This window comes from Salipiger marinus (assembly GCF_900100085.1).
Lineage (GTDB): Bacteria > Pseudomonadota > Alphaproteobacteria > Rhodobacterales > Rhodobacteraceae > Salipiger > Salipiger marinus.
Map to the genome: position 1 here is coordinate 11,672 of NZ_FNEJ01000032.1, position 12,265 is coordinate 23,936.

8 protein-coding genes are annotated in these 12,265 nt (G+C 65.8%); 6 read left to right on the forward strand and 2 right to left on the reverse strand.

Features of this window, described 5'->3' with window-relative positions; all coding sequences use genetic code 11:
* Window positions 1–85: 85 nt before the first annotated feature.
* From BLR51_RS24080 to BLR51_RS24090, 3 genes are all read left to right on the forward strand, one after another.
* On the forward strand, window positions 86–1,165 hold the full coding sequence (locus BLR51_RS24080; RefSeq protein WP_089851783.1) for a GSCFA domain-containing protein: 1,080 nt from the start codon (window positions 86–88) through the stop codon (window positions 1,163–1,165).
* Window positions 1,166–1,184: 19 nt separating this feature from the next.
* Window positions 1,185–1,880: a hypothetical protein gene (locus tag BLR51_RS24085; protein WP_089851785.1), complete on the forward strand. Its 696-nt coding sequence runs from the start codon at window positions 1,185–1,187 to the stop codon at window positions 1,878–1,880.
* 263 nt (window positions 1,881–2,143) lie between these two features.
* Window positions 2,144–4,102, forward strand: coding sequence for a heparinase II/III domain-containing protein (locus BLR51_RS24090; protein ID WP_089851787.1), 1,959 nt, complete (start codon window positions 2,144–2,146; stop codon window positions 4,100–4,102).
* A gap of 59 nt (window positions 4,103–4,161) precedes the next feature.
* Here the strand turns inward: BLR51_RS24090 and BLR51_RS24095 are convergent, their stop codons facing one another.
* The gene (locus tag BLR51_RS24095) at window positions 4,162–5,307 is read right to left on the reverse strand and encodes a GSCFA domain-containing protein (RefSeq protein ID WP_089851789.1); all 1,146 of its coding nucleotides are present in this window, start codon (window positions 5,305–5,307) and stop codon (window positions 4,162–4,164) included.
* A 236-nt stretch (window positions 5,308–5,543) separates the two neighbouring features.
* Here BLR51_RS24095 and BLR51_RS24100 point away from each other — a divergent pair, with 236 nt between their 5' ends.
* From BLR51_RS24100 to BLR51_RS24110, 3 genes are read left to right on the forward strand one after another with little or no spacing between them, the layout of a single operon-like run.
* A complete protein-coding gene (locus BLR51_RS24100; protein WP_165616923.1) occupies window positions 5,544–6,338 on the forward strand; it encodes a sulfotransferase family protein in 795 nt (264 codons plus the stop codon).
* Between the two features lie 38 nt (window positions 6,339–6,376).
* Window positions 6,377–9,742: a glycosyltransferase family 2 protein gene (locus tag BLR51_RS24105; RefSeq protein ID WP_131821876.1), complete on the forward strand. Its 3,366-nt coding sequence runs from the start codon at window positions 6,377–6,379 to the stop codon at window positions 9,740–9,742.
* Window positions 9,729–11,192 carry a CgeB family protein gene (locus BLR51_RS24110; RefSeq protein ID WP_089851795.1) on the forward strand — a complete coding sequence of 488 codons (1,464 nt, stop codon included), beginning with the start codon at window positions 9,729–9,731 and terminating at the stop codon, window positions 11,190–11,192. Before BLR51_RS24105 ends, BLR51_RS24110 begins: the two co-directional genes overlap by 14 nt.
* A gap of 30 nt (window positions 11,193–11,222) precedes the next feature.
* On the opposite strand, the gene BLR51_RS24115 is transcribed toward BLR51_RS24110, so the two are convergent.
* Entirely contained in the window at window positions 11,223–12,254 is a 1,032-nt protein-coding gene (locus BLR51_RS24115; protein ID WP_089851797.1) for an SDR family NAD(P)-dependent oxidoreductase, read from the reverse strand.
* Window positions 12,255–12,265 lie beyond the last annotated feature (11 nt).

Sequence of the window (12,265 nt, forward strand, 5' to 3'; positions counted from 1 at the left end):
AGGGGGCGCGTTCTTGAACTGCAGGGGCAGATGGGCTAGCACAAACTGAACGATGTTGTTCGTCTTGTCAGAGTGAGCTGGTGCCATGAACCCTTACAGTTCCCTTGAAGAACGCGCCTTCTGGTCCCCCGCCATCGCCAAGCGCAACATGTTCGACATCAACGATCTGTGGCGGCCTGCCTTCAAGATCGACGGCAAGTCGATGATCGTCACCTTCGGATCCTGCTTCGCGCAGCATTTCAGCCGGGCCCTCGTGGCCCGCAACTTTTCGTGGTTCGATGCCGAACCGGCGCCGATGGGCCTGTCGGAGGACGATGCCAAGCGGTTCAACTACGGCATCTTTTCCGCCCGCACCGGCAATATCTACACCACCTCGCTGCTGCTGCAGTGGACCGAATGGGCGGTGGGCGAAAAGCCCGTGCCCGACGAAGTCTGGGAGAAAGACGGGCGGTTTTACGATCCGTTCCGTCCGCGCATCGAACCCAACGGCTTTGCCAGCCGCGAGGAGGTGATCGAGTCCCGCCTGCTCTGCGTCGAGGCCTTCCGCCGCGCTATCACCACGGCGGACACCTTCGTGTTCACGCTGGGCCTGACCGAAAGCTGGTGGAACGAGGAGACGGGGTATGAATACCCGATCTGCCCCGCCGCCATCGACGACAGCTTCGGCCGTCCCTCCGACGTCTTTATCAATCAGGGCTATGCCCAGATCAGCGCCAGCCTGCGCCGCGCCATCGGGCTGATGCGCCATCTGCGCCGCGGCCTGCGGTTTCTGCTGACCGTGTCGCCGGTGCCGCTGACCGCGACCAATTCCGGCAACCATGTGCTGGTGGCGACGATGGAGTCGAAATCGCGCCTGCGCGCTGTGGCGGGCGAGGTGGCGGGCAGCGTGCCGCGCTGCGACTACTTCCCCTCGTATGAGATCATCAACTCCCCGCCCTTTCAGGGAGTGTTCTTCGAGGCCAACCGCCGCAACGTGAACCACAATGGCGTCGATTTTGTGATGCGGACCTTTTTCGAGGGGCTGAGCCGCGCCCGTCAGGCCGATCCGGCCCAGCCCGCCACGCCGCGCCCCGCCCGCGCCGCACAGCCCGCCAAATCCTCTGCCGATCTCGTCTGCGAGGAAGAGATGCTGGCCGCCTTCGGACCCGTCGGCGGCAAGTCATAATCATCACCCGAGGACATCGATGCGCCTAGCCATCCTTGGCAATAGCCATACGGCCTGCCTGCTGCACGCGCTCAACGCGCGCCCTGACCTTGGCCGGGGGCTGGACATCACCTTCTACGCCGCGATCGGCCGCAACATGAACGATTTTGCGGTGGCGGAGGGCTGTCTGGTGCCGCAGACCGAACTGCTGCGCACCAGCCTGCAGACCACCTCCGGCGGGGCGGACCGCATCGACCCTGCGCGGCATGACGCGGTGCTGACCATCGGGCTCAATTACAACCTGCCCCCGGTCAGCACCCGCCTGTCGCACGCGGTGCAGCAGGCGGTGCTGCGCAATCTGGTCCGCAGCAGCGTGGCGTGGAAACTGGCGGGCCTGCTGCGTCAGGTGTCGGACATCCCGGTCCATGTCGCCCACACGCCGCTGCGCGCCAGCGACATCACCACGCATAACGAGCATGTCGTCACGCAGGTGCTGCCCTATGACCGTGTGCTGGAAGAGACGCAGGCGCATTGGTCCGAACTGGACGTGCGGGGGCTGCGCCAGCCCGATCACACCCGCTATCGCGATGTCCTGACCCGGCGGAACTACAGCCGTGGCTCGCGCGGTCTGCGCGGCGCCGGGCTGCTGCATGACAGCGGCGACCGCAGCCATATGAACGAAGAGTTCGGCGCGGACCTGCTCCTGAGCGCCCGCGCCGCCATGGGACTCGGCTAGGGGTCGGCTGCCCTGCATGACGCGACCATCCCCCGGGGCCCCATGCCCCGGGTTTTCATGCCGGCAAACACCCTCCAGATATGCTGACCGGTACTAAACTTTCCTTCAAATGCGTTCAGAGGCCAGATTTTGTTGCGCGCGGGCTCTATTTTCTGCTGGATACGCTTCGGGGTCATAACAGTTTTCGCAACTGATCTGAGGCATACGTTGACATGAATCTTTGATCAGTTCTGATGCTTGAGGCGCTTTGATGGAGATCAGGAATGCTCAGCAAGAATATGAAAAACGCTCTTTCTTTGTTTGAGGGGTTGAAAGCACCGGAGTCGGATCTTGAGAAATTATTGGTACCTCTTTTTAAGGAACAGGCCTCTTGGCACGATCTGAAAGGCTTCCTGGAACATCCGACAGAGGATCCAGGACGTTTTCTGCAGGAAATTTTTGGGCTTACCTGCCTGCCTGAAATTGCACCAGGAAGCCCAGAGGGGCGTGGTAGTGTAACGGTGGATTTACCACCGCATCCAGTTCAGGCACTGGAATTTCCTCTCGATTGGCAGCACAAGTATCTTCCCGAGCGGCACTGGTATCGCCGCTTCCATGACCTGTCTTGGATCGCAAGAACTTTGCAGCTTCAGGGGTACAGAACAACGGATGCGGCGGTTTATGATTATTGCCGCTATTTTCTTGACCCCGCTGGCATACAGATCATAGGGTGGGACGAGCATGTGCTTGCCGTGCGCGTGCGGGTACTGGCACAGTACCTGATTCAGCGCTGCAGAATGGTCGAGCCTCTGCCCGAAGGGCTGGCATTTGAGGCTATTCGAGCTCTGCTGATCCATTTGTTCGTTCTGGCGGACAAGCGGTTCTACGCGCCCCGGCACAATCATGGCCTAATGCAGGACATTGCGCTCGCCAAGGCGTCATCGCTTGTTCCAGGCCTGTCCCAGGCCGCGATGCTTAATCAGATCGCTCAGGACCGGTTTTTGAGTAAACAGGTCCAACAATCCGTTGATCGGGAACATGTCCATAAGGAAAATAGTCCCGGATATCACTTTTTTTTTATGAAACTGCTCAATAGGTCCAGCCTAGATCCTGATCTTGGGAAGGGGTTGCGGGAAAACCTATGTCAGGAAAAACTCAATCTGATGAAATCTCTTCTGTTTTTCATCCAGCCGGATCTCAAGCTAGCAGCTTTTGGAGATACTAAAAGATTTGATGTCATCGCGGAAATGAAAGATGGAGCTTTTCGCAAGTGGCGAAAAAAGGATCCTGAATTTAAGGCTATCTGCCAGATTTTGGCGAACACTGCGCGACATCCGGATGAGACCTGCGAGACGGACCGCGTTTTTAGGTCGGCAGGCTATGCCTGTTTCCGCACGGACTGGCGGTTTGGCGAAGCGGCGAGCCAGCCCGACGGCCCTACCTGTATTTTTGTAAAGAGCGGATTTCATACCCGGATCCACAAGCATCAGGACGATGGCAGTTTCCAGCTTTTTGGTCTGGGACAGGAATTGTTGGTCGATGCGGGAAGCTATGCAAATGACCGTAATATTGCAGCTTCGGCAGAAGGGGTTGCGGCTAGCTCTCACAATCTTCTGCGCTTTGAGAACGAAGGCCGCCTGCGCGAGACGCTGCGCGCCCGCATTCTGCCCGGCTGGCAGATTTCCGACGAGGCGAGCTATGTGGTCTGCGATCATGAGGCGGATGAAGGAACAAGGCGGCCAAATGTCCGCAGGTTGCTGCTTTTCCTCAAGCCTTTTGACCTGCTGGTGGTCGATCTGTTCGAGGCAGTCGAGACGGGACAGACATGCGTGTCGCAGCTTGTGGTCCATCCGGCTCTATCTCAGGTCGAAGATGAGGCACCTGGGCTAGGCATCTCTCTGCGTAGGCAGGACCGACGCGGAATTTTCATCCGTCCCAATCAGGTCCAGAACACCCACTCCCTTCAGCCATCTTCAGAGATAATGCGCTGGCGTAGCCTCGGCTATTCTCCGGCAAAATGGGAAGTGGTTGAAACCAAGGCGCTGGATTTTGCCCATACCGCCCGGCAGGGGATGAATGCGCTGGCCTATCAGGTCCGGATCCTGCCCGATCCGGATCAGGATGTCAGCCAGATCCCGGCCTTCGGGCTGTCCTATGACGAGGGGCATCTGACCGTGCAGGGCCCGTCCTATGCCGCGCGGATCCCGATTTTTGCCAGACCGGAAAAGCCCGCCAAAGGCTGATCCGGCCTTCCACAGGGCGGGGCTGCCCCCTTTGCGGGCAGTCCCCGAGCCGGGTCAGATCACGTGTCGCCGAGGCGGGCCTTTTTCAGCTCGCCCTGCAGCTTGATGACCATGTTCTTGTATTTGTTCACTTCCTGATTGAGCCGGGCGATCAGCGCGGTTTCGTCCCCGGCCATCTCGGACCATTTCTGGAAGGTCGGATCGCTGTCGAGCGCGCTCAGGGCGTCGGAGAAATCCTGCGGCGCCTCCTCGGTGACGCCGTAGCGGTTGAGGAAGGTCTCGATGATGCGGCCCACGATCACGTCGCTGACATGGCGCCGGTCGCGCTGCCAGCAGAGATTGGGGTCGGAATGCATCACCGCCTCGTAGCTGGGGAAGTAATCCAGCCCCTCGATGCGGTCGGACAGCCGGTGCGCGGCCACGCGCAGGGTGGATTTGGCCATGGTATTGGCCACGATCACGTCCATGTCGGTGAAGGTCCGGCCCAGGGGCACCGGCGACACGGTCAGCACGATCTTCTGGCCGCGCTTGCCATGGCGGCGCAGCAGCGCCACGCTGTCGGCCACCGCCGCCTCGCAGCGTTCAAGGCTCAGCACCTCGAAGCCGAACCGCTTGCCCTCGCGTGCGAGCAGGGTGGGGGCGGGGGTCTCGTTGAGCGCGAGCCCGGTCTCGCGGTCGATCCACGATTCCACCAGCCCCAGCGTCAGCACCACCACATCGGCCTCGAATGCCTGCGCGAAATAGCGCCCCACCTCGGCGCGGCGCGCCATCAGTTCGGCCACGCTGCCGCGCCCGGCCTTGCCGGACAGATAGGGGTCATAGACCTCGCCGCCGCCCACCGGCAGCAGGGCTGTCTCGGGATAGTCCGCCTCTCCTGCGGCCCATTGCAGCTCCTGCAGGATCGAGACGGGGGTGTATTTGTTGAACACGCCGCCCTCGCGCGCCGAGGCATTGCCCAGATCGCGCACCGCGATGTTGCGGCTGGTGACGCGGGCGCCCGCCAGTTCCAGCCGTTCCTCGACATTGCGGGCAAAGCAGGATCCGATGGCGAAGAAAGTGTCCCCGGGCTTCGCGCGGAAGCTCTGGCGCCCCATGGGCACCACCATGCGCGCGGCCATCCGTTCGGCGGCGCCGCCTTCGGCCCCGTTCCAGCGGTCATGGGCGTTGTTGCGGCCAGCCTTCAGCACGTCCTTGGCAGAAATCATAAAAACATTCCTTGTTCCGTCGGGAAGAGAGATCCCGCAGGCGGGGCAGACCCTTTTCAGGAAACGGAGTTTTTCACAACGGCGCAAGGGTCAAAACCCCGCGATCCGGCGCCGCTCCGCCGCCCGGCGGTTGCCTGCCGGGGGGCATGCAAAGAGGTTGCGCCGTCAGCCGCTCTGCGGCACATATCCGCGAATACCTGACATCCGCCCTGCGGCGGCCTAGGCACTGGAAATTCATGACTGACGGCAAGTCCTTTCTGATCGTGACCGGCGTGGCCCGCAGCGGCACCACCGCGCTGGCCGAACTTCTCAACGCGCATCCCCGGATTTGCCTTGGCATCGAACGGTTCAAGTTCCGCTATCTGCTGGAGCATGACTATTCTCCCGAGTTCTTCACCCGCGAGCGGTTCTTCGACTTCCGCAAGGAGGACACGAACCTGCGCCCGGAGGTCCGCCCGGCCTGGCAGCCCACCTATGACGCGATCGCCGCGAAATGGGACGAGGCCGAGGTCATCGGCGACAAGGTGCCCGATCTGATGCCGGTGCTGGCAGAGTTCATGGCGGCGAACCCGGATTACAAATACATCTGCATCCTGCGCAACCTCAAGGATGTGGGCCTGTCGTGGCAGGCGCGGGCCGACCGGCCGCGCGACAGCTGGCCGCAGGGCAAGGGCTTTGGTCCGGCCTGCGAAAGCTGGGCCGAGCAGCACGAGATCCTGCACGGCATGGTCCGCGACCGCGCCCTGCGCGAACGGCTGTTCCTGCTGGATTACGACCAGATGTATGCGGATCCGGCGCTGACCGAGGCGGCGCTGCTGGGGTTTCTGGGCGTGGCGCGTGATCCGGCGTTCCGGGCGATGCTCGACGGTCATGCGGAGTTTGTCCGCACCAAGAAGGCGCGCAAGGTGCCGGAACAGTTTGCCGAACTCTACCGGGCGGTCGACATGGGGCCGATCCGGGGCATGCGCAAGATAGCCCGAGAGCAGATGTCGCTCTGGGCAGACAGGTTCTACAAGACGGAAGGCGGCTGATCCGGCTGCCTCCATGTGTTTTTGAAGGTCGGCGCTGAATGAATACCAGAACGTTGCTCTCCCGTGCCGCACGCCTTCTGGGGCGGGTCCGCGGGCCCGGTTATGTGGATCATTTCGACGCCGCGCGCGTGGCGGGCTGGGCTGCCGATCCGGCGGATCCGGGCACGCCCGCGCTGCTGAGCCTGCATGTGGATGGCGAGCCTGCCATGAACATCGTGGCCGACCTTGCCCGCGAGGATGTGCAGGCGGCGGGTCTGGGCCCGCTGCGCAGCGGGTTCGACGCCACGCTGCCCCGGCGCCTGCGGGACGGGCGCGCGCATCTGGTGGAACTGCGGCTGGGGCTTGACGGGCCGGTGCTGCGCGGCGGACGGCTGAAGATCGAGGCCCGCGCCGACATGGCGGTGTCCGAACCCGACACGCCGCCGCCGGGGCAGGCCGCCGCGTCCGAGCCGTCTTCCGGTGCCGATCCCGCCGCCGCCGCCGCCGCCCCGGTCCCGCCTTCGGGGGCTGCCGAGGGGGTGGCGTTTTTTGATCCCCGCCGCGCCGCGGTCACCGGCTGGGCGCTTGGCACCAGCACGGTGCTGGTGCAGTTCGACGACGCGCCGCCGCAGGCGGTGGTGCTTGACCGCGAGGTGCCGGGCTTTGGATCCGGATCCCGGCAGGGGTTCCTGCTGCCGGTGCCGCAGGCGCTGCGCGACGGGGCATGGCACGAGCTGCAGGTGCGGGCCAAATCCGGCGGTGCGCTGCTGGATGGCACGCCGCTGCGCCTGCGCGTGGCCCCCGACCAGCCCCGGGTGGAGATCGAGGCACAGTCCGGCCCCCGGCTGACGCTGGGGCTGCGCGCGCCCGATGGCAGCCGCTGGACCGATCCGGTGCGCCTGCTGGCCGACGGGGTGCCGCTGCAGGTGCAGGGCCGTCCCGGGCAGCCGGTCTGCCATCTGCCCGAGGCCGCGCAGGTGCTGCTGGTCACCGATGCCGAGGACCAGCCGCTGGCGCGGTTTGTGCTGACGGGCGGGCAGCCGCGCGATGCCCTTGCCCCGTGGCTGGCCCCCGAAACGCTGGAGGAGGAGGGGCTGGCCCGCGCCCGCGCCGCCTTTGACGCTTTCTGCGCCGATCCCGATGACCGGTTCGATCCGCTGTGGTTCCGCTGGAGCCATCCCGCCGCCCGCGATCTGGCGCCCGAGGCGCTGATCGGCGCCTATGCCGCCGCCGCCCCTGACGGCGCCTCGCCGGGGCCGTTTTTTGACGAGGCCGCGGCGCGGGCGCTGCATCCGGATCTGGCCCGGGTCATCGCCGAAGGCCGTCTGCCCTGCGCCTTCGCGCTGGAACTGGCCTTGGGCCGTGGCGCGCTTGGCAGCCTGAGCGGGCTTGCCCCGGCGCTGAGCCGGGCCTTGGGCGACACCTCCGGCGATCCGACCGACCGGCTGGCCGGGCTGGCCGGCGCCGCCCGCCCCGGCTGTGGCCGCGACGAGACCAGCCTTTCTGCCCCGCCGCCGCCCGCCGCCACGCCGCTGCCGCCGCCCACCCATGCGCTGAGCCCGGCGCGCAGCATCTATGCCGCCTGGGTGGCGCGGCTCGACATTCCCGACAGCACCCGCGCCGAGATCGAGGCCGACGAGCACGCGCTGCGCCGCGACATCGCCAGCACCGCGCTGACCCGGCAGCCGCTGGTCAGCATCATCATGCCCAGCTGGAACCGCGCCTTCACCATCGGCGAGGCGATCCAGAGCGTGCTCGACCAGAGCTATGGCAACTGGGAGCTGCTGATCTGCGACGACGCGTCGGAGGACAAGACCGCCGAGGTGGTGCGCCGCTTCGACGATCCGCGCATCCGCTACATGAAATTCCTGAAATCCAACGGGGCTGGGGCGCGCAACAAGGGGCTGGGCTTTGCCCGGGGCGAGTACATCGCCTATCTGGACAGCGACAACATCTGGCATCCGCAGTTTCTGGATCTGATGCTGCGCAAGCTGCTGTCGGCACCGGGGCTTGCCATCGCCTATGCCGCCTATCTCGACACCGAAATCGACGGCGCCAAGGTGCATCTGCAGACCGTCTCGCGGCCGAATTTCCGCCCCGTGCGGCTTGCCTCGAAAAACTTCATGGACCTGAACACCATCGTCCATCACCGCAGGCTTTACGACTGGCTGGGCGGGTTCGACGGCACGCTGCCGCGGCTGCAGGACTGGGATCTGGCGCTGCGCTATACCGCGATCTTCCGCCCGGCCTTCGTCAACCGCATCGGCGTGTTCTACCGCCGCAACGTCGCATGGGGGCAGGTCACGCATCTGCACATGAATTCCGGCGCGCAGAACACGGTGAACGAAAAGACCCGCCGCCGGCTGGAAGGCGGGCATGAGCGGCTGACGATCCCGTGGCCGGGCCGCAGCCGGGTCACGGTGATCTGCGGCGGCGCCGAGGGGCATCTGCCCGGGCCGCAAAGCCGCAGCATGGCGCAGAGCCTTGCGCGGATGGCGGCGCGGGTGGCGGATGTGGATCTGGTGGAACTGGGCCTGCCCGCCGAGGAACAGGCCGCCCGCCCGCAGGATCCCGAAGGCCTGACCCGGCATAGCATTCCCATGGCGCTGCAGCGCGATCCGCTGCGGCTTGGCCATGCGCTTGGCGCGCTGGTGCAGGGCAGGCCGGTGCTGTCGGTGGGGCTGCGCGGCGGCTATCTGCGGGCGCTGCCCGGGCTTGATCCGCGCCGCTGCTACCGGCTGCAATCGGGCGGAGAGGGCGCGCTGCTGCAGGGGCTGGATCTGCCCGGCGCCCGCTTCGATCTGGGCGCGCTGCCGCTGATGCTGCCGGAGGGGTCGCATGACGCGGCTGATCTGGTGGTGCTGGTGATGCCCCCCGCCGACGCGCCCGCCGGGCTGGACGCCGCGCTGCAGGCCGAGGCGCGCCGCCGCGGGCTGGTGCTGGTGCTGCCGCCGCTGCGTGGGCAGGGCTGGCAGCGGCTGGAGGCGGGCGGATCCCAGCCGCTGGTCCCCGCCCCGGGCAATATCCTGCCGGATCTGCTGGGACAGGTGGCGATGACCGTCTGTCTGGGCCCGGTCAGCCAGCTTGATCCCTTTGGCCTGTCGCTGCTGAGCGCGCTGCAGGGGCGCGGCGTGCCCGCCGCCGTGCTGCCCGATGCCGGTCGTGCCCGCGCCACCGGCTTTGCCCGGCAGTGGATCGAGGCCAAGGCCGCCTATGAGCTGCAGAACAGCGATCCGAAATGGGTCTTCGACAAGATCCGCAAGCTTCTGGCCGATCCGGCGGGGCTTGCCCGCCTGCAGGAGCGCAGCCGCACCGTGCAGGCCATCGCGCATCACCCGGATCTGGCCGAAGAACGGCTGGCCCATCTGCTGTACCGCCTGCTGCACGATCTGCCCGAACAGGAGGCCAGCGATGACCGCGTCTGATTATGGCTTTGTGCCGGTGCTGCATGACGGCATCCTTGTGACCGGCGCACCGGGGCTGGTTCCGGAACTGGAGATGGCCGCAGGCCCCGCCCCGCAGGCAAGCCCGGTGGGCCAGACCGGGCAGATCCTGCTGGATCCCCGGCCCGAGGCGGATTTTGTGCTGCACTGCCGCCGCGACGGCGCCGATCTGCCCGGCAGTCCGCTGGCGGTGCAGGTGGGCGGCTGGACCGGCCGGGTCGACTGGGTGCGCGGCGGCCTGCTGGGCGGACGCGCCCGCAACAACCGCCATCCGGGCCGCGACGTGGCGGTGGTGGCCTTCACCCCGGCGGGGGTGGTGGCGGTGGCGGTGGCCCGCGCCGCCGAGGGCGGGCGGTTCCTGATGGTGCTGCCGCCGCAGATCACCGGCGCCGCAGCCCCCGTGGTGGCCAGTCTGGGCATTGCCGGGTCGGATTACCTGCTGGAGGGCGGCAGGCTGCGCTTTGGCCCCGAGGCGCTGCGCCCGGCGCCGGGGCTGATCCCGCGCCCGCTGCAGGATCTGGCGATCCGCATCAAGATCTCCTGCCCCAACCTCAAGGAAGCGCCCATGTGGGGCGATTACCATTTCGCCAATTCGCTGGCGGCGGGGTTTGAACGGCTGGGCCATCAGGCCAGCGTCGACACCGCCGATGTCTGGTATGCCCAGAAGGCGCAGGAGGATGTGGTGATCGCCATCCGCGGGCGCCACCGGGTCAAGACCGATCCGGGCCGGGTCAACATCATGTGGATCATCTCGCATCCCGACCGCATCCCGGACGAGGAATTCGCCGATTACGACCATGTGGCGGTGGCCTCTGACATCTATGCGGCAGAGCTGCGCGCCCGCGGCCTGCCTTCGGTCAGCGTGCTGCATCAGGCGACGGATTCGACCCTGTTCCGCCACGATCCCGACCGCACCCGGCGCGCCGCCTGCCTGTTTGTCGGCAATTCCCGCAAGGAATACCGCACCATGGTGAAATGGTGCCTGCAGAAGGAGATCCCGCTGGAGCTTTACGGCGGCGGCTGGGAGGGCGTGCTGCCCGAGGGCATGCTGCGCGGCACCTCCGTGGCCAATGCCGATCTGCCCGAGTTCTACGGCAGCCATCTGATGCTGCTCAATGACCATTGGGAATCGATGCGCGACAACGGCTTCCTGTCGAACCGGCTGTTCGACGGCTCGGGCACGGCGACGCCGATCCTGACCGATCCGGTGGCGGGGCTGGCGGATGTGTTCGGCGACACGATTTCCGAGGCGGGCGAGATCGAAGGCTTCGCGGCTCTCGTGCAGGACTGCCTGAACGATCCCGCCCCCTATCTGGACCGCGCGGCGCGCGCCCATGACATCGTCATGGCCGCCCATACCTTCGACCACCGCGCCGCCGAACTCTCCGACCGGATCGACCGCATCGCCGCCGCCAAGCGCCGTCTGGCCTGACGGGGGCGGGCGGCGCCCCGCCCGGGCCAGTCAGCGGGCGCGCGCCGCCTCGTTCGGGCGGTAGTGATCGCGATACCAGTCCACGAAATGGCGGACGCCGTCGCGCACCGAGGTGCGCGGCGCATAGCCCGTCAGCTGCCGCAGCAGCGTCGCATCGGCCCATGTGGCGGGCACGTCGCCGGGCTGCATGGGCATCAGGTTGCGGCGGGCTGCAAGGCCGGTCGCGGCCTCGATCGCCTCGATGAAGGCGGTCAGCTGCACCGGCTCGGAATTGCCGATATTGACCACCCGGAACGGCGCCACCGGCGACAGGCTGTCGCCCTCCGGCACTACGCCCTCTGCCGGGCGCTGCGGCACGGCGGGGATCAGCAGGCAGATCGCCTCCACCAGATCGTCGATATAGGTGAAATCGCGCTGCATGTCGCCGTGATTGTAGACGTCGATGGGCTGGCCTTCGAGGATCGCCTTGGTGAACTTGAACAGCGCCATGTCCGGCCGCCCCCATGGCCCGTAAACGGTGAAAAAGCGGAACATGGTCACCGGCAGATCGTAAAGATGGGCATAAGAATGCGCCATGCTCTCGGTCGCCTTCTTGGTGGCGGCATAGAACGACATCTGGTGATCGGCGCGGTCGGTCTCGCGATAGGGCATGGCCGTATTGGCGCCGAAGGCCGAGGAGGTGGAGGCCAGCAGCATATGCGCGGGCGGATAGGCGCGCGCCGCCTCCAGAAGTTCGAACGTGCCGGTGATGTTGCTGTCCAGATAGGAGCGCGGATTGTCGATGGAATGGCGCACGCCCGCCTGCGCCGCCAGATGAATGACAATTTCGGGCCGGGCAGTTTCGAAAAGCGCCCGCATCCGGCCCGGATCCTCCAGCCTTCCGGTCACTTCGGTGAAGCTGGGATCAGGCCGCAGCATGGCCAGACGCGCCTCTTTCAGCGACACCTCGTAATAATCGGTCATCGCATCGAGCCCGATCACCCGATAGCCGTCAGCCAGCAGGCGCCGGCACAGATGAAAGCCAATGAATCCGGCCGATCCCGTCACCAATACCGTCCGCATCGCGACCTCTC